Raw genomic sequence first — 20,081 nt, forward strand, 5'->3', positions numbered from 1 at the left:
GATTAACTGCGCCACACTGCCGCTGTCTACCCTAAACACCGAGGCGCAATCATGACATCTCAACAGCGGGCCGAGCATTGGCGCGAACAGATCACCACCTGGCAAGCATCCGGTCTTTCTGGCCAGGTTTTCTGCCAGCAACAGCAGCTGACATACCACCAGTTTGTTTACTGGCGGCAAAAATATTGTACCGATAACCCGACTCAAGCGCGGGCCCCAGGGTTTGCCAAAGTCACCGCCGACATCACCCACGTCGACACCCCAACCGAGCTGACACTCTCATTGCCCAATGGCCTGGTGATCACCGGTCTTAATGACCGCAATGTTTCCCTGCTGGGCGCTATTCTCAGGCAACTCTGATGCGTAACCGTGACTTACGCCCGGCGCTGGCGATGCCACAGATTTTTCTTTATCGCGCACCCATCGATTTCCGCAAGCAGGTCAACGGGCTGGCGGCGCTGATAGAACAGGAATTGGGACACGATCCTTTTACCGGGGCGCTGTATGCTTTTACTAACCGCCAGCGCAATAAAATCAAATGTCTGATGTGGGAAGACAATGGTTTTGTCCTTTATTACAAGGCGCTGGCAGAGGAGAAGTTCAAATGGCCCAGTCTGGCCGATGACCTGTTACCCCTGACCGGGGAGCAGATTAACTGGCTGCTTGATGGTTACGATATCAGTCTACTCAATGGGCATAAAAAACTGCATTATGATGGCGTTAATTAGTCGAAACAGGAAGCATCAGGTGGCTGTTTTTGTTATAATTTAACCATGAAAACGCCCACTTTCCCGCCAGCCGAAAACCCGGACAACCGCAGTTTATCTGCGGTTGAATTGCTGGCGCAGGTCGAGAAACTTCAGCAGCAGCTTCAGCAGCAGCTTCAACATCGCGAATGTTATATTTCCCTACTCGAAGAACTGCTCCGCCTCAAAAAAGCCCAACAGTTTGCCGCCAGCAGTGAGCGGCATACTGACCAGATTGCCTTGTTCGATGAAGCCGAACTGGACGTGGCAATGGAGTCCTTGTTGGCTCAACTGCCGGATGACGTATCGCCGCCCCACCGCCGTCAGGCACCCAAAAACGCCAACGCGGTTTCTCCGATAGTCTGCTGCGTGAGCGTGTGGAGTTGTGCCTGTCCGACGAAGAAAAAGCCGGTGCCCGCACCACCTTCTTCAGCAAGGTTAAAGAAGAGCTGGCGTTTATTCCCGCCCAGTTAAAAGTCATCGAATACTGGCAGGAAAAAGCGGTGTTTGACCGCGATGGCGAGGAGTTTATCGTGGCTGCCCGCCGCCCGGTCCATCCGCTGGGCAAATGTTTTGCCACCACCGCCTTGCTGGCGTATATCATCGTCGCCAAATATGCCGATGGGCTGCCGCTGTACCGCCTGGAAAACATGCTTGCCCGCAGTGGCCACCCGGTAGGCCGCACCAATATGGCCCACTGGATCATCCGGTTAGCCAAGGTATTTGCCCCGCTGCTGGCCAGGTTGCGTGACGTGCAAAACAGTGGCCGTTACCTGCAAATGGATGAGTCCCGCATCCAGGTGCTGAAAGAAGAAGGCAAAACCGCCCAATCGGACAAATGGATGTGGGTGATACGCGGTGGCCTCCCGATAAACCCTCAGTGCTGTTCGAGTATGACCCGAGCCGCGCGGGTAGTGTTCCCGTGCGCCTGTTGGCGGGATTCACCGGTATTTTGCAAACCGATGGTTATGCCGGTTATGACGCGGTGTGCCGTGAAAACAATCTCGTGCGTATCGGCTGCTGGGATCATGCCCGGCGCAAATATATTGAAGCGGGCAAAGCGGTCCCCAAGGGCGCAAAATCTGCCAAAGGCAAACCCACTAAAGCGGATGTGGCGCTGGGCTACATCGGTAAACTGTATGGCATTGAACGGAGCCTCGCAGGGGCGCAGTGAAGCGGACAAATACCTGGCCCGTCAGCAATATAGCCTGCCGTTGCTCAATGCCTTTAAACTATGGCTGGAGCAGAATGTCGGCAAGATAATGAAAGGCTCGCTGACCCGTCAGGCCATGGACTACACGCTCAACCACTGGGCAGAATTGATAGGCTATTGCGATCATGGGCAGGTGAACATCAGCAATGCGTTGGCGGAAAATGCCATCCGCCCGTTTGCGGTCGGTCGCAAGGCATGGCTATTTGCCGACAGTTCGCAGGGCGCCAGCGCCAGTGCCGGGTGTTATTCCTTGATCGAAACGGCGAAGGCCAATCAGTTAGAGCCGACGGCGTATATCCAGTATGTGCTGGATCACATCGGCGAGGCGGATACGCAAGAAAAACTCGACGCGTTATTGCCCTGGAATGTGGACCTGGTCCCCTTTTTAAAAAATGTGTCGCAGTATGGATAGGGGGAGTACGTCGATTTAACGGCGCTTACGGTACTTCCTGTATGGCCTACTGGGGATAAGTCGCCTATAGATACCACATTCGGCATTAAAATCCCTGCCGGAACTAAATACTATGTCGGTGAGGTTGGTTCCCAAAGTGGATTTTATGTTGGGGGAACTCAGCAGGTTGTAATACCAACACCGTGGAAGTTACCCGGAGTTGAGATGATCTCTAAAGAGCCTTTGAAATGATAAAATCTGTTGAAATTAAAGAAGTATTGAATGAAATGGCGTTTTTATTGGTCGACTGTAATATGAATGACTGGTCACATATATTACTGCGACTGTGTAACTACATTGATGATGATCCACAAGATGCGATTTATAGAATTCTTAATTTGTACAGTGGCATGGGATCTTTGAATGATCTTGTGTTGTGTAAAAATGGACAAATGCTACAGGCTGAGAATGATATCTTTGATGAATTAAGAACTCGTTTATATGAGTTGTCTGTGTCTCATTAGCAACAAAAATCCCAGCCCCTAAAAAAGGCCGGGATTTTTATATTTAGTCGTCAGAACCTTAGCTCAGTCTCAATGACCAGTTTACCGCGCTCGACAGTGACAATAACCGGCTGGCCGGTGTTAAAACCGAGATCTTCCAGTCAACGTCCGAACGTGAACCGTTAATCAGGCCCAACTGAAGGACAGGACATGTTTTGTGGCCACAGCTACGCTGGCCGTGATCCCCAAAACCACCCGGTCAGGGCCATGCCCCGACACCCCACCGATAAAATAAACACCCCCGGTATGGCCGGGGGTGAAGGGTGATTACTCGGTGAACCGCAGGCCGCCGGGGTAATGGTTGAGCCAGTTGGCGGCGGCGTCCGGGTCAAAGGGTTCAATGCTGAGGCCTTCCAGACAGTGCGGACAAAAACCGTCTGGATACCGGCACGCTGGGCTGGAGCGATATCGGCAATAAAGCCGAGTTATCGGTATCACACACGGGTATCGGACTCAGCGCCAGCCCGTCGCTGAGCGGTACGGATATGCTGAAATCGGCGGCGTTGACGGCGCCGTCGGCACTGATGGCGATGGGCAGTGGCGGCAACGCCAGCAGCAGCACCTATACAGCGGTCAGCGACGGTACGCTGACAGTCTGTAATCAGGCGCAGCAGACGCAGGATGTGACGATGCTCAGCCACGACGTCGAACATGCCAACAACGCGCTGAGCCCCATCTTCGACAAGGAGAAGGAACAAAAACGGCTGCGATACAGGCGATGCTAGGGCATGCGAGTATCGAATCCACGCAACTTTACACGCAGGTCTCAATCCGTGCGCTGTCGGCAGTCCATGCGAGTACGCATCCGGCGGAGCGAGAGGTTGAGGAGAATATCGGGCTGCTGGCTGACCTGATGGCGGCAGAGCAGCCGGAGGTTGAGCGTGACAGGCCGGAAAATAGCCTGCATAATGACAACACAAATGACACCACAAAGGTGATGAGATGATGGGAACAATCCACTTCAGAATAGATGAGGAAACCAAGCGTCTGGCGATGAAGGCAGCGGAAAGACAGCAAATGAGCCTGACAGAGGTGATGCGTCAGCGGGCAGAGGAACTGGCCGCAGAGGAGCGACGCTATCAAAACAGTGAGCATGAGGGCTGGCTGGAGCAGCAGATACTGGACGCGTTCAGCCGTTATAAGGACGGGGAAGGCGAGTTTATCAGTAACGAAGAAATGAACCACCGTATGAATGAACTGAAAATGCAGGCAGCACGGGGTAAACTGTGACATCAGCCGTTCAGTGGGAAAAACAGGCACAGGCAGATCGTGAGGCCATCTTCCGTTATCTGTACAGAGAAGCGGGATTAGCGGTAGCCAGTGCCACGGATGAGCGGTTCGTCAGCATGGCCGACATCCTTCAGGATAATCCGCAGGCGGGAGTGAAAGCAGGGAAGACGGAGAAACAGCGGAAACTGGTGGTTCCACGCTTCCCGTTCATCATCGTGTATGCCGTTGAAGAGCATGTGGTTCGTGTACTGCGCGTACTGCATACCTCGCGAAAAATAGCGGGACATTACCGTAAGAGTTAGCTCTCACCGGGCGAGTGCGCCGGGAGCGGGAGCGGCAGTCAGCCCTGTGGGCGGGGGTAAACGTCCGCCCGGCCAGCGTTGTGCGGCGGCAACGCCAGCAGCAGCACCTATTCAGCGGTCAGCGACGGTACGCTGACAGTCCGTAATCAGGCGCAGCAGACGCAGGATGTGACGATGCTCAGCCGCGACGTCGAACATGCCAACATATGTTTTGGCTAGACTTGGTTTTTTTTGCCGGATTGCCGGAACGCGCATTGCTGGGTATCGCTTGTTGCTATGCGCTATTTCGCGAGATTCGCTTTACAATGGAAAATATTCACAGCCAACCAAGAGATAGCTACGTGAAAAACATTACTTTCTATAGCCGTTTTGAAGCAGACATCATCGCAGGACGTAAAACCATCACCTTGCGCGATAAAAGCGATGCAGATTATGTACCGGGCGATAAAGTCAGCGTGGCTCGCTATGAAGACAACCAGTTTTTTTGTGATATTTCGGTAAAGTCGGTCAAGCCAATCAATTATGACTGCCTGGACGAATCGCACGCCAGGCAAGAAAACATGACCTTGCCAGAATTGAAAGCGGTGATCGCCGATATTTATCCCGGGATCACCGAACTTTATATGATTGAGTTTGAACGTTGCTAAGCTCAGGACTATAGCAGCCAAGCCAAATGCGGCTATTCAAATTGATATCCTCAGACGCGCTTTCTATGGTGCTTGCAAACTACCTCAGTAAGCACGTTGTGGGCGGTAAGGTGACAACGCTTCCATCGTTTGTCCCACTATTTCTTGTGTGACCAGTCGAGCCAGTAAAGGTGACAGGGTCACCCCGCTGTGTGTGACTACCGTATAATATCCCGTTACTCCCTCCGTCGGGCCAACAATTGGATAGCCATCGACCGGTAAAGCGCGGATACCCATGCGTGCCTGATAATGCTCGGGTTTCAGCAAAGCAAGTTTTGGCCACACCGGGCTGGCCTTTTGCAGAATATCCTGAGCCAGCTCGTTTACCCGTGTAGCTGGCGTGCTTTCATTGATGTCATAGACGCCTTCATTGGGACAAATCAACGTGGCGCCATTACCATCAGGACGGCAATGGAATAGCGGCGTGGCCAACACGTGTTTCACCGGCGCATATTCGGCAGGAACGCTAATCAATATCCCGGTGGTAGGTGCTAATTTTGTTGCCAATGTATTGATATAAGGTGGTTTATCTGACCATCGACCGCTGGCATTGATAGTCATATCGGCATAGTGAATATGGCCGTCAGCCGTTTTAACCCCCGTAACAACGCTCTTCTCATGTAGCACTTCAACGACTTTGCTGCCGGTCACTATTTTCGCCCCAACGCTCGCGCTGGACTGAAGAAGCAGCCGGATGTATTGCTGAGTATCAACCCAGCCTTCAGAGGGAAACCAACCAATGATGCCTTGTTCGCCATCAAGCTGCATATCCGGTTCGTACTGTTGTAATTGCGCGGCGCTGATCCATTCAGCGGGATAATTCAATTGCTGGAGTTCATCCAGATTATCCTTCATCGCTTGTTGCTGATCGGTCGCGCGCCATTCTAGGCAGCCGGTCAGATGAAGCCAGGGTGCATGCCCAAATCGTTCAGCCAATTCTCGGTGCGCCTGCATACCTGAAGCATTGAGTCGATGATAGGCAACTGGCGGCTTGCTATGGGAATTTATCCAGGCGAAGGAATTGGCGCTGGTACCTTTACCGGCATCAGAAGCATCAAACAACGTAACGGAAAGACCGGCCTGTGTCAGTTCCCAGGTAAGGGAAGCACCAATCATGCCTGCGCCAATAACGATGATTTTCATGAGCTCTCCAGAAAGTGATGGATCTGCGCGGCCTAGGTACCGCAACGAACATGACTAAAAAGACAAATGGTCTTATTAATCAATAAAGTAGACAGAAAGTTCTCGGTGCGAAACTTTTTTATACCTTTAAGCCGCTCCCCATATATCGTCATATTTGTGCAATAAACCATCACTAGACTCGCAGCTAACAATAAATCCCAAAGAGGATAGTACCCATGACTAAACCAGTCCCTTGGCCGGTGGCGCTCGTCCGTGCATCTAACCGCGGAATTCCCTTCGCTTTGGTCGCACAATGAGTGAAAACGGCTTCACGCCCCCTGCTGCGATCCGCGTAGAAAATGTTTTCCATTATTTCTCCGCCAATCCTGTGTTAAACAATATCTGTCTTGAGGTGCCCAAAGGCGCCATTATGGCGCTGCTTGGTCCTTCCGGCTGCGGTAAAAGCACGCTGTTAAAACTGCTGGCCGGACTGCTGCATCCTGGCGCTGGTCGTCTTTTTTTTGGCGAACAAAAAGTCGTCGATGGCCGTTTCAGCCTGCCGCCTGAAAAACGCGATCTGGGGATGGTTTTTCAAGACTATGCTCTATGGCCGCATATGTCGGTGGCGCAAAATGTGGCATTTCCGTTGCGAATGCGTGGCGTCACGGCCCAATCACGTCGGTTGCGTGTATTGGAAGCCCTCGATCGTGTGGGGTTGGCCGACTTCTCTCAGCGTCAACCTGCAGAACTTTCGGGGGGTCAACAACAACGCGTGGCCTTGGCGCGCGCCATCATTGCCGAACCCCAAATTCTACTTTTCGATGAGCCGTTATCCAACCTTGATCGCAATCTGCGCGAAAGTCTTTGTGAAGAGATGGCGGCGTTATTACGGCAATTGGGCACCACCGCAGTATATGTCACTCATGACCCACATGAAGCACAAACTTTAGCTCACAGCATTGCCCATATGAATCAAGGCGCGATTGAACGAATCGATCAGCTGGACGTTGTTTCCCGAGTCACTCCTTTTGTTGCATAACCTTTAGTGGAATTACTAAATGAGCACATTTAAAAACAAAACTCGTCAACCTTCCTTTATCAAAACAGGTCTACTTACTGCAATGACGTTCACTTTTGCACTGGCAGCGGCTAACGCACAGGCGTTGACTGTCTATACCGCAGGCCCTGGTTCTCTGGCTAAAAAACTGGTGGCTGGTTATGAAAAACAAACTGGCGTTAAGGTCGAAGTTTTTCAGGCGACCACCGGCAAAGTCATGGCGCGTCTGGATGCCGAGCAAGCTAATCCACGCGCCGATGTGTTGATTTCCGCCTCCTGGGATACTGCTTCAAGTCTGGAGAAACGTGGCTGGCTGCTACCTTATCAAAGCCCTAACGCTATGCATGTGCCGGCAGCTTTTAAAACGCCTTATTATGTCGCTCAGGGGATATCTGCGCTGGGTATTGTCTGGAACACCAAAAGCGGCACGCCGGAGCCAAAAGATTGGCAAGACCTCGCCCAACCGGCATTTAAAGATAAGGTCACTATGCCAGACCCTTCACTTTCCGGTGCCTCTTTGGATTTGTTGATAGGTTTGCAAAATGCATACAGTGAGCAAGCATGGAAACTGTTTGGCGCACTCAAAGCCAACGGTATGATCATTGCGGGGCCGAATGCCCAAGCGCTTACACCGGTCTTGCAGGGCGCAAAAGCCGCCGTGTTTGGCGCGGTTGACTATGTTGCGTATAACAGAATACACGCGGGGGAAGCAATTAAAGTGATTTTCCCTGCCAGTGGAACAGTGATCGCCCCACGTCCAATGATGATCCTTAAAAGCAGCAAAGAGCCGGCGCAGGCAAAAGCCTTTATCGACTATGTACTGTCTCCGGAAGGTCAGAAACTGGTCGCTGATACCTGGTTAATGCCAGCCCGAGATGATGTTGCTGCCAAACGGCCTCTGTTTAATTCACTAAAAATCTTACCCGCAGAAGCCGCTAATTCGGTCGATCGCAAGTTGGTTCTGGATAAATTTGCCACCTTGTTTGCCGCCAAATAAGTCGACGATAGCGCGTGTCTTTATCTTCCTTGTAATGAGCCGGCGGAACATCCCGTCGGCATAGTGCTTCTGAAATGAATAAAAATACGCTGCTACCCCTATTTACCGGCAGTGCTTTACTGTTGTTGGTGGCGGTGCCTGTTACTTTTGTACTACTACAGGCCATTTTCCCCCATCTGGACAGTGGCTCCTTTGGCGCACCATTCAGCGCCTTTGCTCGCATTTTCCATGACTCACAGTTCCCCGTATTACTAAGTGGAACGCTTAAGCTCGGTCTCGGCGTGGCATTGGGCAGCGCGTTGGTGGGTATTCCGCTTGGCACCCTACGTGGCCTTTTTGCTCTACCTTGTGCCGCACTGTGGGATGTGCTGTTTTTGATCCCTTTCCTGTTCCCGCCATATCTGGCTGCGCTTTCGTGGATGTTGGCGCTGCAATCACACGGTTACGTTCAACAACTATTGTTGGTCGACTTCAACAACGTTCTGTTTTCTCTGCCAGGATTGGTGATGGTGATGACGCTGAATGTGTTCCCGGTGGTTTATTTTGCCGTTTCCCGCAGCATGGCAGCCAGCGGGAGCCGACTGGCGGACGTGGCGCGAGTACACGGAGCGGGTCCCTGGCGTGCATTTTTCAGCATCACGCTCCCGTTGGCACTGCCAGCGATTGCATCAAGCCTGTTACTGGCTTTTACTCTGGCAATTGAAGAATACGGCGTACCGGCCGCATTAGGCAGCCGCAGCGGGGTAGCGGTGCTGACTACCGGCATCGAACAACGTTTAGCCGACTGGCCTATCGATATGCCTGGTGCCGCGGGGCTTTCAGTCGTTCTGGTGGCCATTGCCTGCTGCGCCTACTGTGTACAACGCGCCATCATCGCCGGAAAAAATGTGGAGACAACCTCGGGAAAACCCACCGCTGTAGTGCCGAGATCTCTGGGTTATGGGCGTTACCCGGCTATTCTTCTGCTCAGCCTCGTTGCTTTGGTCTCTGTTGGCGTGCCGTTAGCCTCAATGCTGGCAACGGCTTTCACGCGCACGCTTTCTGGTGGGCTAACCTGGGACAACATCACCCTGAGGCATTTTATCGTGCTGTTTGATGTGCAGGGGGATGCCCTGGGCGCGCTGACAACCAGTCTCAGCCTGGCGATAATCACTGCCCTGATTGTTGGTGCAGTAGGTCTCCTCGCTGCCTGGCTTGTCGTCGCGCAACGCATCCGCTTTGCCGCCTGGATTGACGCACTATCGCTGTTTCCCGCGGCCTTGCCGGGTATCGTCGTTGGCGTTGGCTTGATCCTTGCCTGGAATCGCAGTTTCTGGCCGGTTACGCCTTACAACACGTGGGGAATTCTGCTACTGGCATACTGCTGTCTGCTGTTGCCTTATCCTGTGCGCTATGTCAGCGCGGCGATCAAACAGATTGGTGAAAATCTGGAAGCTGCCGCCAGAGTACACGGTGCGAGTGCGGCGCAGGCATTGCGGTTAATTATGCTACCGTTGGTCTGGCCGAGTCTGTTGGCGGCGATGATGATGGTGTTCGCCGTGGCATCACGGGAGCTGGTCACGTCGCTCTTGCTTGCCCCCGCCGGGGTACAAACCGTTTCTGTGTTTGTCTGGCGACAGTTCGAGCAAGGCTCGGTGGGTGATGGTATGGCGATGGCGAGCCTGGCTGTTTTACTCACCTTGTCCGTGATGCTGTTTGCTGTCAGATTGCAAAACCGGCAACTTCGTTAAGTATATGCGCCGCCAGCAAATCGTTTATGCAGGGCCGGCAATGCACAATGAGGATACTTCTAATGCCGGATATTGCAGTCGGCAGTAGTTTCAATCAATTTTCTGTTCTAAATGAAATGATACCGCAGACGTGAAGATGGTATCACTGACATCGGAGCACAGCGTTCGGTGGCTCGGTCGGCGATAGCAGAGTTGCAGGCTGACGTGTACCAGAAAGCTCGGAAATAGATTGAGCGGAGAGGGAAGCGTTCAAGCCAGAGGTAATCTGATAGTCATCTGTATCAATAACCGGTAATGGTTGGTATCAGGATACGCCATTGGTGAAAAACTGCTATCTTCTCACCAGTCGCTACTTAATCGCACATTCTCTAAGGAGAGTCTGCTGGCGCATTCTGTATTTTCCGGTAAATATTCCTGACATGGATAAGCCCTGCCAGTTTGATTGCCGGTTTTAGCATCAGTTGCGCACTGCCGACGATAAAAAGCCAAGTACCATCAATCACTAAGGTATTATCTAAAAAAAACACGCTGCCAACCAGAAACCATAACGCAATAAAAAAGTCATTCAGTGCCCCCAAAGCTTCATAGCGATGCTTAATAACAAGATGTTCTCCCGCTACAGAAAACACGGTTCTATCAGTTAACATAATGGCTCCATCTGTGTTGTAGCGTTCTATACGAAGTGGGTGGTCATAATGAAACCACGTCGCTTTACTGGGTGCATGAGTGCTCTTCTGCGTGAAGGAAAATTGATAGTTCCAGGTCTGATAGTGCCAGTGAAGCGTTGTTTTCAGTGGTTCTGGCAGGGCGTTGTCATCATGCCTCATTTACTGCCCACGAGTTGTTGACCATATAAGGACGTCCCGCGTTGTGCAAGTGCTGAATTAAGTCCCTGTGTGCATTTATCCCAGAGTGCTTAAGAGCCACGTTGATCTCTGCCACTCTTTTGCGTGCGGTTTTGCAACGGTTGTTACCGGAGAGTTCTTTTTCTATTGCAGCAGGATTCAGCGGTGGCCTGGATTCAAGTATTGTCGCGGCGACAGTGGCTCAATGCGGTTATCGTGTTCATACCTATGGGCTGTTTATGAGCGCTGAATTTTTTATATTTTTCCTCTGAGATTTACCTCGCTATTATTTGGACCTTTACCATATCAGGACTGCCGTTAAGAGATGGATTACTTGCTGCCTTTACGACACTGATATATATCTTTTTCATGGCATTCATGAGCCATATGGTGCCAGGTTTCCTGCTCCTTCATTTATTGTGGACTGGCTCGATATTGGCCATTTTAAACAAGTCAATGACGAATATGGTCATGCCATAGGAGATAACGTATTAATATATTTTAGCTCGTTAATAAAAAATCATATTTGTCGAAATGACTACGCCTTACGAATGGGAGGAGAGAAACGTTCTGTATTTTGCTAACCAATACTAACCTGTCTAAAGCTACTATCGTCATAAAAAATACATGATGCTACAAATACCCATCTGATCCCTATCGTAGGATATAAAACGGTGAGTATAGGGGTAGCTCAATATTATTTTGGGAAAACTAAAAATGTACTAAACAATGCTGATATGACTATGGAACACGCTAAAAAAATGGTCAAAATACTTATCAGATACTCTAATTTGAGGGGCGGTTGTAAAAGTCTTCGGTGAAGACGCATGTCAGTGACGCCTTTTTTATCATACTTCCTTATCCGCTTTACTGGTTTTTTCCGCCATTTTCCCACCAGGGATTTATTATCATAAAAATAGGTAGAGTGTCATAACCGTTTAAGATAGATGGATTTTCTCTGTAATGATCCCACTGGTGGGGGAGATAACTTATTCTTATTATTGTTCAATTTCCACTTTAAAGTGGAAAAAGTGTGTCTACAAACCTTACCGTGTCGGGGTTAGTTTATTTTCAACGCTAATTATTAATATTGTTCGTCACGGGAACAGGAGTATTGCGGTGAGTAATGGAGCGGTAACGGTAAATAACGTAGTGAGTCCCGAAAGTATTCAGATATTGGCAGACAACGTGATGGTGCAGATTGGTGATCTGTTTACCGCTAAAGCGATTCATCCAAACGCCGTACAGCAACAGATGTTGGCTTCCCATGTCCAGGCGATGGCGCGGCGTTCACTAACCGGTGAGTCCCTGCCAGATGTCGATGCGGAGCTGTTTGAGGAGATCTCCACCGATTCCATGCAACTGGCAGCCGAGGTCGTGGCGCTGTTCGGTAATCTTCCTGTTGAAGAGTCGTGGCTGCTTTCGGTGCATTTTGAGGTCGCCAGGGAAAATAAATAACGCGAGCAACATGGCCGCGTAGTCCCTGATTTTTGAACCAACATATTAAGGAACACAACATGGTAACCGTAGTCATTGGTGATCGTTTAGGTAAAGGTCAAAAAGTTGCCATCGGCGTAGAAAAAGCCGGCGGTCGGGCAGTGGTCGTGCCGGGTGTCGCGGCAGACATGAAGCTTGGTGATGTCATGAAAGCGGAAAACGCCGATTTTGGCATCTCCTTCTGCGGTAGCGGTGGTGCCGGCGCGATTACTGCACAGAATAAATATGGCTATAAAGCGAAACACGGCATGCGCTCTATTGATGAGGGGGTCACTGCGATTAATGACGGCGCCACGGTGCTGGGTTTTGGCTTCATGGATAAAGAAGAATTGGGTGAACGGCTGGTACAGGCCTGGAACAAGAAACACGGCAGCTAACCATGAAAGAACAATTCACCACCATGGTGAAGGTCAGCGGTAAAGGCGACAGTAAAGCGAAAGCCTTTGCCGATGCACTCAGCCAGGTACAGAACCAGGTGCTTCGAAACACCAATAAGATTCTGCTGCGTATTGAACCACAGAACGTGAAGGTGATTCGTGCGCAGGAGAGTGTGAGAAAGGAGCGCTTTCTGTTCTTCTTTCTGGCGCGTGAGCGGCGGAGCTACAGCGTGGAGCTGGAGATTACCGTCAACGTTACCGTAATTGATACTGATAAGGTGACATTTACGGCGGCGAAATAAAAACGTTAGGCGATAAGACGAAAGGAAAAACTGATGTTTTTAATAATTTTGTTCAAGTCGTTAATCATCGGCGGGTTAGTGGGTGTGGGTGTCGGCGCAGGGGCCGCACGCATGTTTCACGCACCGACCACGCAGGGGATGGGCGCATTTCGTACACTAGGTGAATTAAACTCATGTGAGGGCGATCCGGCTTCTCATTTCTCTTTTGGACTGGGTTTTTTCTTCAATGCCTGGGCGTCCTCAGTGGCGGCCGGCGCTTTTACGCAGGATGTTGATCATCGCATTATCCCCCATTGGGGTGCGGCGGCCTTGATGGTGAAAAACCGTAACGTGGCTGAAACCCTGCACGATCCGAAAAAAATGGCTATTGCCTGCGGCCTTATCGGCATGGTTGTGGTGGCCTTTCTCAACACCACGGCTTCTGCTGTACCGGCTGCGCTACAGGTTACAGCGGTGAAGGTGCTGGTGCCCGCGGCTAACCTGCTGGTGAATACCGTTATGCCGGTGATTTTCTGGCTGGCGGCGATCGATGCGGGTAAAAAATCGGGTTTCTGGGCCACGATTTTCGGCGGTCTGGCGCAGATGATCATGGGGAATGCCGTACCGGGACTGGTACTGGGTATTCTGATCGGCAAAGGGGTGGAAGAGAGCGGATGGCATAAGGTCACTCAGGTGATGATGTGCGCCATCATTCTGCTGTTTGTCTTGAGCGGCTTCTTCCGCGGCTTTGATATGAAACTGCTGCAATCTTTCCATTTGGGCATTCCGGGCTGGCTGGATCTGATTCACCACTCCCTGAGCGGTAAATAACGAGGACAATGACAATGGACGAAACAAAAAGCGGTTTTTGGTATGCCGACTGGTCTTTTCCCATCTTTGTCGGCTTGATCTCCTCCGGAGTGTTTGCCGGTACACACATGTATTACCTGTATGGTATCGGTGCTTTTAATGAAGTGGCTTTTGTCTCCATGCTGCGTTCCGGTATCTCGACCGGCGTGTATGGCGCGGTAGCGGCATTCGGCGCCAGTTTCCTGTTTGCCCGCATCATCGAAGGTTCGCTGGTGGGGATCCTCGATATTGGCGGCGCGATCCAGACCGGCGTCGGTCTGGGCGTTCCGGCGCTCTTGCTTGGCGCGGGCATCGTATTTCCGGTGGCCAACTTTGCCGCATCACTGGTGACGGGTCTGCTGCTGGGGCTGGCAATCGGCTACATCATCATTTTGGCGCGTAAATTCACCATCAATCAGAGTGATTCCACTTACGGTGCAGATGTGATGATGGGGGCGGGTAACGCTTCGGGCCGTTTTCTTGGGCCGTTGATCATCCTTTCTGCCATGACTGCCTCCATTCCTATCGGTCTGGGAGCGTTGGCGGGCGCGCTGGTGTTCTATCTGTGGAGTAAGCCTATCACCGGTGGCGCGATCCTCGGTGCCATGATCCTGGGTGCCATCTTCCCGATTACCATTAGCTAAGTTGTCCTTGTGGTCTGCCCTGGGTGGGCAAACCACTGTTCAAGGAGTTATAGATCATGTTCGATCTCATTATCCGGCGTGCGCGTCTGACCGATGAACAACAGGTCGATATTGCTATTCATGACGGTAAAATTGTCGCCGTCGGACAGGTAGTGGGAACGGCGAAATGCGAGCGGGATCTGGCGGGACGCTACTATCTGAGTGCCGGCTGGATTGATTCCCATGTGCATTGTTACCCCAAATCGCCGATTTATCATGATGAGGCGGATCGCATTGGCGTCAGTACCGGTGTGACGACGGTGATTGATGCGGGTAGCACTGGCGCGAACGATATTGATGATTTTTATGCCATTACCCGCAGTGCCGCCACGCAGGTGTATGCGCTGCTGAATATCGCCCGTACCGGCATTGTGACGCAAAACGAACTGGCGGATATGCAACAGATTGATCCGCTAGCGGTGCGCGATGCCGTGCAGCGTCTACCGGATTTTATCGTCGGTATCAAAGCGCGGATGAGCAGCAGTGTGGTGGGTGAACACGGTATTAAACCGTTGCAGCGCGCAAAGGCTATCCAGCAGGAGATCGGCGGTCTGCCGTTGATGGTTCACATCGGCAATAATCCTCCCGATCTTGATGAAATCGCCGGGTTGCTGACTGCCGGTGACATTATCACTCATTGTTATAACGGCAAGCCGAACCGCATCCTTACCCCGGCAGGCACATTGCGGGAGGCCGTTAAACAGGCGATTGAGCGTGGTGTCCGGCTGGATGTCGGCCACGGTAACGCCAGTTTCAGTTTTGAGGTAGCGCGCATCGCCATCGCACAGGGCATTCTGCCTGACACCATCAGTTCGGATATTTATTGCCGTAACCGCATCCACGGTCCGGTGCGTAACCTTGCACATGTGATGTCGAAATTCTTCAGCATCGGCATGACGTTGCCGCAGGTTATTGACCGAGTTACCTGGCGGGCTGCCGATGGTCTGCGCCTGCAAAACAAAGGTCGTATCGAGGTGGGTCTTGATGCTGATCTGACCATTTTTACTGTTAAACAGGGCGCTTGTCCGTTCATTGATTCCGAAGGGGAACATGTGCAGGGCGAGAAATATCTGATGCCGCTGGCGGTGGTTGCCGCCGGCCAGTGGATAGTGACCGACGAAGGGAAAACAAACGATGTGTTCGGTGTATGAAAAATATGGTTTAAAACAGGTTATCAACGCCTCCGGGCGGATGACCATCCTCGGTGTTTCCACACCGTCCGCCGATGTGGTGGATACTGTGCGGTACGGTCTTAATCACTATTTTGAAATGAAAGATCTGGTGAATAAGACCGGCGCTTATATCGCCGGGTTGTTGAATGTGGAAAACGCGGTGGTGGTCTCCTGTGCTTCTGCGGGCATTGCCCAGTCGGTCGCGGCGGTGATCGTCAAAGATAATGACTGGCTACTGGATAACCTGCATGCTTCACCACTGACCGTGCCGCATGACATTGTGTTGCCGAAAGGTCACAACGTGAACTTCGGCGCGCCAGTTGGCACCATGGTGGCGCTGGGTGGCGGTCGACTGGTGGAGGCGGGTTATGCCAATGAATGTTCGCCGGAACAACTTTCTGCGGCAATTACCTTGCAAACCGCAGCAATCCTCTATATCAAATCCCACCACTGTGTCCAGAAAAGCCACCTCAGCGTGGCGCAGGCGGCCGTCGTGGCGGCTGAACACGGTGTACCGTTAATCGTTGATGCGGCGGCGGAAGAAGATTTGCAGGGCTATTACCGTGCTGGTGCCGATTTGGTTATTTACAGCGGGGCGAAAGCCATCGAAGGGCCAACCAGCGGTCTGGTGATCGGTAAGCATCACTATGTTGAGTGGGTGAAACGCCAATCAACCGGGATTGGTCGCGCGATGAAAGTGGGTAAAGAAGGTATCCTGGGCCTGACGCAGGCGATTGAAAACTACCTGACCCAGCAGAAAGTGACCGGTGCGCAGATGGTGGAAAAAATGACCCCCTTTATCGCTGATCTCAATAGCCTGCAAGGTGTCCGTGCCCGCGTGGTGTGGGATGCCGCTGGACGCGATATCGCCCGTACTGAAATTCATTTCGACGAAGCGGTGATTGGCCGTACCACTGGCGAGGTGGTGCTGGCGTTGAAAACCGGTGATATCGCCATCTATTTCCGCGGCTACAAAGCTAATGAAAGCATTATTGAAGTCGATGTGCGCAGTGTTACTCCAGAGCAGCTAGATACCATTTTTATTTGCATGAAGACTTTATTAACAGGAGATAAAAGCGCATGACGTTGACACCCAAATTCTATAATGATCGTGTGTGCCTGAATGTGCTGGCGGGCTCCAAACAAAATGCGCGTGACATATGGCTGGCTGCCGATGGGTATGTGCTGGTGGGGGTGTTGTCGAAAAATTATGACAGCGTCGACGCCGCCGTGGCGGATATGCTCGACTATGCTCAACTGATCGATAATGCCATTTCCGTTGGGTTGGGTGCGGGTGATCCGAATCAGTCGTTGATGGTGAGTGAAATTGCTCGTCAGATTCAGCCGCAGCATGTTAATCAGGTATTCACCGGCGTGGGTACCAGCCGGGCATTGCTGGGGCAATCGCAGACGGTGGTGAATGGACTGGTATCACCAACCGGTACAGTTGGAATGGTGAAAATTTCCACTGGTCCGTTGAGTTCTCTGGCGCCTGACGGTGTTGTTCCAATAGAGACTGTCATTGCGTTACTGAAAGATATGGGCGGCAGTTCGATCAAATATTTCCCGATGGGCGGGTTGAAATCGATTGACGAGTTCACCGCGGTGGCACAAGCCTGCGCCAGGCATGATTTCTGGCTGGAGCCGACAGGTGGTATCAGTCTGGATAATTATGCCGAGATTCTTAAGGTGGCATTGGATGCCGGTGTGAGCAAAATCATTCCGCATATTTACAGCTCAATTATTGATCCAGCGTCTGGCAACACACGGCCTGATGATGTTCGAGCGTTATTGACGATGACTCAACAGCTACTGGCATAACAAACGTGTTGTATAACCCTGGGCGGCCAACTTTATGGTTCGGAGGAAACAGATGGATAACGGGCAATTCTCTGGTTTGCCGGGAATGAAGATGGCCGCTGCCGATCATATGTGTAAATTCGTAACATGGGATCAAATCACGTGAGATTTCCCAACCAACGATTGGCGCAGTTGTTTGATGCCCTGAGAAATGAACCTCTGCCGCAGGGAGAGTTGGCACGGCGTTTTGCCGTGTCGACACGCACTGTACGTACTGATATCACGTCGCTCAACGAGTTGCTGGCGGATCACGGCGCGAGTTTCGTGCTCAATCGTGGTGAAGGTTACCAGCTAAAAATTATTGATTCAGCCCGTTACGATGACTGGTTGCAAGCGTCGCCATCTCGGTTGAATGTGCCGCGAACTTCGGCAGAGCGCGTACATTATCTGTTAATGCGTTTTCTGACCTCCGCTTTCTCTCTTAAACTGGAAGATGTGGCGGACGAATGGTTTGTCAGCCGGGCGACACTGCAAAATGATATGGCTGAAGTGCGGGAATGGTTGAACCGTTACAGTCTGTCACTTGAGGCCAGACCTCGCTACGGCATGAAACTGTTTGGCGGCGAAGTCTCAATTCGTACCTGTCTGACCGATCTGCTGTACCAGATTGAGCAGAATGATAACGATAACCCACTGCTCAGTGCTGATGTGCTCGACCGTGGTATGATGTCGATGTTACAGCCGTTGCTACATCAATGTCTTTCTCGCAGTTCGATTCGCATGACGGACGACGGGGAGCGCTATCTGCAACTTTACTGCGCTGTGACGATACGGCGCATCAACGAAGGGTATCCACTTTCCGATTTCGTTGCTGAAGGGGTTGATGAGGATGTGTGCCATGCGGCACAAGATATCATCCAGGTCATGCGGTCGTTGACCAGTAAACCGATTTCTCTGCCGGAAGAGGCCTATCTGCGGGTGAACATTGCTGCACGCCGTGTGCAGGAGATTACACCGAGCGCCATCAGTGCTGACGACAGTAATTCCCTGGTGGATTACATCCTCAGTTACATCAACAAACACTACAATTTCAACCTGCAAAATGATCCACAACTGCGCGCTGACCTGTTTACCCATGTCAAAACCATGATTACCCGCGTGCGCTATCAGATTCATATTCCCAATCCACTGCTGGCCAACATCAAGCAGCACTATCCTATGGCTTACGACGTGACGCTGGCGGCGGTTTCCAGTTGGGGCAAATATACGCCTTATGTCATCAGTGAAAATGAGATCGGTTTTCTGGTCTTACATATTGGCGTTGGTTTGGAGCGCCACTACAACGTCGGTTATCAGCGCCATCCTCAGGTGTTATTGGTTTGTGACACTGGAAATTCTACCATCCGCATGATTCAGGCCGTGTTGATGCGTAAGTATCCGCAAATTGTGGTGAACACCGTTAGCTCGCCGCGGGAATATCAGGCGATGCCGAGCATTGAAGCTGATTTTGTTATTTCAACCACCCGCTTGAACGAAAAAGATAAACCGGTGGTGGTGATATCGCCATTTCCTACCGGCTACCAACTGGAACAGATCGGTAAGCTGGTACTGGTGGATCGCACCAGGCCGTACATGCTGGAGCGGTTTTTTGACGCACAGCACTTTCACATCATCAATACGCCGATGGATCAATCACAATTGTTCCGCTTGCTGTGTGATCAGCTTGAGCGGGAAGGGTATGTCGATGCGGCATTTTATCCTTCGGTGGAAGAGCGAGAAGCTATTGTCAGCACCATGCTGGGTGAAGGGATTGCATTACCGCACTCGCTGGGATTGTTAGCAAAAAAAACCGTGGTGTTTACCGTATTGGCGCCGCAGGGCATTGCCTGGGGCGATGAAACCGCTTATGTTATTTTCTTGTTGGCGATCAGCAAAACCGAGTACGAAGAAGCCATGGCGATCTACGATCTGTTTGTCACTTTTATGCGGGAGCGGGCGATGACACGTTTGCGCGAAAGCCCCGACTTTGCCAGTTTTAAAGCGGTCGCGATGGATTGTTTAAGTCGGCTGTAGCTTCGGTATTATCGCCATTTATCTGGCCGTTTCCCGAACATCAGCAACCTGCACATCGCGTGTTACACAATGAGAAAAGCCAGCAAATTATTGCTGGCTTTGGTGTGTAAATGGCGCTCATGTCACAGCACTTGTCGCTGCTTCTGTAAGGTTATTAGCTGGTCGGCAATAGAACGGATAACCCAGAAAGCTGTTTGTCCGATATCACTGCTTAAACCAGGCGAAACATCATTATCCTCATTTTTCAGAAAATCATTCTCCAGCGAATCAACAAAAGCATCAAAGTTAAACTGACCTGTTCGTGGCTGATCTTTCTTATTGAGCACCTGATTTAATCGACCACTAACCATTTGGATGGCTTGCTCAAAAGCCTGACGTTGTGCCGGGGTAATGTATCCCCCGCGATGAACAAGCTCGACCCAACGGGGTGGTGATTCCACATCGTGTTTACTTACACCTCTATGCAT

25 protein-coding genes and 3 pseudogenes are annotated in these 20,081 nt (G+C 51.4%); 24 read left to right on the forward strand and 4 right to left on the reverse strand.

What is annotated here, in order from left to right:
• Nucleotides 1–51 precede the first annotated feature (51 nt).
• The 4 genes and pseudogenes from tnpA to RS889_RS10570 all read left to right on the forward strand — a co-directional run bounded on the left by tnpA (nt 52) and on the right by RS889_RS10570 (nt 2,874).
• Nucleotides 52–360 carry an IS66 family insertion sequence element accessory protein TnpA gene (gene tnpA, locus RS889_RS10555; protein WP_315707813.1) on the forward strand — a complete coding sequence of 103 codons (309 nt, stop codon included), beginning with the start codon at nt 52–54 and terminating at the stop codon, nt 358–360.
• Nucleotides 360–728: an IS66 family insertion sequence element accessory protein TnpB gene (gene tnpB, locus RS889_RS10560; RefSeq protein WP_290180505.1), complete on the forward strand. Its 369-nt coding sequence runs from the start codon at nt 360–362 to the stop codon at nt 726–728. Before tnpA ends, tnpB begins: the two co-directional genes overlap by 1 nt.
• A gap of 45 nt (nt 729–773) precedes the next feature.
• Nucleotides 774–2,371 (forward strand): annotated as a pseudogene (gene tnpC / locus RS889_RS10565) (IS66 family transposase).
• 227 nt (nt 2,372–2,598) lie between these two features.
• Nucleotides 2,599–2,874 carry a DUF6966 domain-containing protein gene (locus RS889_RS10570; protein WP_315710643.1) on the forward strand — a complete coding sequence of 92 codons (276 nt, stop codon included), beginning with the start codon at nt 2,599–2,601 and terminating at the stop codon, nt 2,872–2,874.
• A gap of 50 nt (nt 2,875–2,924) precedes the next feature.
• On the opposite strand, the gene RS889_RS23790 is transcribed toward RS889_RS10570, so the two are convergent.
• Nucleotides 2,925–3,014 carry a SymE family type I addiction module toxin gene (locus tag RS889_RS23790; RefSeq protein ID WP_241771509.1) on the reverse strand — a complete coding sequence of 30 codons (90 nt, stop codon included), beginning with the start codon at nt 3,012–3,014 and terminating at the stop codon, nt 2,925–2,927.
• Between the two features lie 384 nt (nt 3,015–3,398).
• Between RS889_RS23790 and RS889_RS10580 the strand changes: the two genes are divergently transcribed.
• From RS889_RS10580 to yqfB, 6 genes and pseudogenes are all read left to right on the forward strand, one after another.
• Nucleotides 3,399–3,638 carry a hypothetical protein gene (locus RS889_RS10580; protein ID WP_315710644.1) on the forward strand — a complete coding sequence of 80 codons (240 nt, stop codon included), beginning with the start codon at nt 3,399–3,401 and terminating at the stop codon, nt 3,636–3,638.
• Nucleotides 3,623–3,859, forward strand: a pseudogene (locus RS889_RS10585) (site-specific tyrosine recombinase XerC); the annotation flags it as partial. The gene RS889_RS10580 and the pseudogene RS889_RS10585, both read left to right, overlap by 16 nt.
• Nucleotides 3,859–4,143, forward strand: coding sequence for a damage-inducible protein J (locus RS889_RS10590; RefSeq protein ID WP_315711000.1), 285 nt, complete (start codon nt 3,859–3,861; stop codon nt 4,141–4,143). The pseudogene RS889_RS10585 and the gene RS889_RS10590, both read left to right, overlap by 1 nt.
• Nucleotides 4,140–4,445 carry a type II toxin-antitoxin system RelE/ParE family toxin gene (locus tag RS889_RS10595; RefSeq protein ID WP_315710645.1) on the forward strand — a complete coding sequence of 102 codons (306 nt, stop codon included), beginning with the start codon at nt 4,140–4,142 and terminating at the stop codon, nt 4,443–4,445. The genes RS889_RS10590 and RS889_RS10595 overlap by 4 nt, the downstream gene beginning before the upstream one ends.
• Nucleotides 4,446–4,532: 87 nt before the next feature.
• Nucleotides 4,533–4,649: pseudogene (locus RS889_RS23795) on the forward strand (hemolysin); the annotation flags it as partial.
• 101 nt (nt 4,650–4,750) lie between these two features.
• Nucleotides 4,751–5,092 carry a N(4)-acetylcytidine aminohydrolase gene (gene yqfB, locus RS889_RS10600; protein WP_425475148.1) on the forward strand — a complete coding sequence of 114 codons (342 nt, stop codon included), beginning with the start codon at nt 4,751–4,753 and terminating at the stop codon, nt 5,090–5,092.
• Nucleotides 5,093–5,176: 84 nt separating this feature from the next.
• Here yqfB and RS889_RS10605 read toward each other — a convergent pair whose 3' ends face one another.
• A complete protein-coding gene (locus RS889_RS10605) occupies nt 5,177–6,274 on the reverse strand; it encodes an NAD(P)/FAD-dependent oxidoreductase (RefSeq protein WP_315710646.1) in 1,098 nt (365 codons plus the stop codon).
• A gap of 292 nt (nt 6,275–6,566) precedes the next feature.
• Here RS889_RS10605 and RS889_RS10610 point away from each other — a divergent pair, with 292 nt between their 5' ends.
• The 3 genes from RS889_RS10610 to RS889_RS10620 all read left to right on the forward strand — a co-directional run bounded on the left by RS889_RS10610 (nt 6,567) and on the right by RS889_RS10620 (nt 10,037).
• A complete protein-coding gene (locus tag RS889_RS10610; protein ID WP_315710647.1) occupies nt 6,567–7,292 on the forward strand; it encodes an ABC transporter ATP-binding protein in 726 nt (241 codons plus the stop codon).
• Nucleotides 7,293–7,374: 82 nt separating this feature from the next.
• Nucleotides 7,375–8,307, forward strand: coding sequence for an ABC transporter substrate-binding protein (locus tag RS889_RS10615; RefSeq protein WP_315711003.1), 933 nt, complete (start codon nt 7,375–7,377; stop codon nt 8,305–8,307).
• 74 nt (nt 8,308–8,381) lie between these two features.
• Nucleotides 8,382–10,037, forward strand: a complete 1,656-nt coding sequence (locus RS889_RS10620; protein WP_315710648.1) for an ABC transporter permease — start codon at nt 8,382–8,384, stop codon at nt 10,035–10,037.
• 368 nt (nt 10,038–10,405) lie between these two features.
• Here the strand turns inward: RS889_RS10620 and RS889_RS10625 are convergent, their stop codons facing one another.
• Nucleotides 10,406–10,684: a YrhK family protein gene (locus tag RS889_RS10625; RefSeq protein WP_315710649.1), complete on the reverse strand. Its 279-nt coding sequence runs from the start codon at nt 10,682–10,684 to the stop codon at nt 10,406–10,408.
• A 320-nt stretch (nt 10,685–11,004) separates the two neighbouring features.
• Between RS889_RS10625 and RS889_RS23800 the strand changes: the two genes are divergently transcribed.
• From RS889_RS23800 to RS889_RS10675, 11 genes are all read left to right on the forward strand, one after another.
• Complete coding sequence (locus RS889_RS23800; RefSeq protein WP_425475149.1) at nt 11,005–11,154, forward strand: asparagine synthase-related protein; 150 nt, start codon at nt 11,005–11,007, stop codon at nt 11,152–11,154.
• A gap of 147 nt (nt 11,155–11,301) precedes the next feature.
• Nucleotides 11,302–11,466 (forward strand): diguanylate cyclase, encoded by a 165-nt coding sequence (locus tag RS889_RS10630; protein ID WP_315710650.1) that lies wholly within the window; start codon nt 11,302–11,304, stop codon nt 11,464–11,466.
• A gap of 535 nt (nt 11,467–12,001) precedes the next feature.
• Nucleotides 12,002–12,340 (forward strand): PRD domain-containing protein, encoded by a 339-nt coding sequence (locus RS889_RS10635; RefSeq protein ID WP_021016134.1) that lies wholly within the window; start codon nt 12,002–12,004, stop codon nt 12,338–12,340.
• Between the two features lie 59 nt (nt 12,341–12,399).
• Complete coding sequence (locus RS889_RS10640; protein ID WP_315710652.1) at nt 12,400–12,756, forward strand: SFCGS family glycine-rich protein; 357 nt, start codon at nt 12,400–12,402, stop codon at nt 12,754–12,756.
• 2 nt (nt 12,757–12,758) lie between these two features.
• Entirely contained in the window at nt 12,759–13,058 is a 300-nt protein-coding gene (locus RS889_RS10645) for a DUF4312 family protein (protein WP_021016132.1), read from the forward strand.
• Between the two features lie 33 nt (nt 13,059–13,091).
• On the forward strand, nt 13,092–13,868 hold the full coding sequence (locus tag RS889_RS10650) for a DUF4311 domain-containing protein (RefSeq protein ID WP_315710655.1): 777 nt from the start codon (nt 13,092–13,094) through the stop codon (nt 13,866–13,868).
• Between the two features lie 14 nt (nt 13,869–13,882).
• Nucleotides 13,883–14,530 (forward strand): DUF4310 family protein, encoded by a 648-nt coding sequence (locus RS889_RS10655; RefSeq protein ID WP_021016130.1) that lies wholly within the window; start codon nt 13,883–13,885, stop codon nt 14,528–14,530.
• Nucleotides 14,531–14,586: 56 nt separating this feature from the next.
• Nucleotides 14,587–15,720, forward strand: coding sequence for an amidohydrolase/deacetylase family metallohydrolase (locus tag RS889_RS10660; protein ID WP_315710656.1), 1,134 nt, complete (start codon nt 14,587–14,589; stop codon nt 15,718–15,720).
• Nucleotides 15,704–16,825 (forward strand): DgaE family pyridoxal phosphate-dependent ammonia lyase, encoded by a 1,122-nt coding sequence (locus RS889_RS10665; RefSeq protein WP_315710658.1) that lies wholly within the window; start codon nt 15,704–15,706, stop codon nt 16,823–16,825. The genes RS889_RS10660 and RS889_RS10665 overlap by 17 nt, the downstream gene beginning before the upstream one ends.
• Entirely contained in the window at nt 16,822–17,562 is a 741-nt protein-coding gene (gene dagF, locus RS889_RS10670; RefSeq protein ID WP_315710659.1) for a 2-dehydro-3-deoxy-phosphogluconate aldolase, read from the forward strand. The genes RS889_RS10665 and dagF overlap by 4 nt, the downstream gene beginning before the upstream one ends.
• A gap of 141 nt (nt 17,563–17,703) precedes the next feature.
• Nucleotides 17,704–19,614 (forward strand): BglG family transcription antiterminator, encoded by a 1,911-nt coding sequence (locus tag RS889_RS10675; protein WP_315710660.1) that lies wholly within the window; start codon nt 17,704–17,706, stop codon nt 19,612–19,614.
• 122 nt (nt 19,615–19,736) lie between these two features.
• On the opposite strand, the gene RS889_RS10680 is transcribed toward RS889_RS10675, so the two are convergent.
• Nucleotides 19,737–20,081 carry a DNA-binding protein gene (locus tag RS889_RS10680; RefSeq protein ID WP_315710662.1) on the reverse strand — a complete coding sequence of 115 codons (345 nt, stop codon included), beginning with the start codon at nt 20,079–20,081 and terminating at the stop codon, nt 19,737–19,739.

The sequence above is a fragment of the Brenneria uluponensis genome, assembly GCF_032395385.1.
Taxonomy (GTDB): domain Bacteria; phylum Pseudomonadota; class Gammaproteobacteria; order Enterobacterales; family Enterobacteriaceae; genus Prodigiosinella; species Prodigiosinella aquatilis.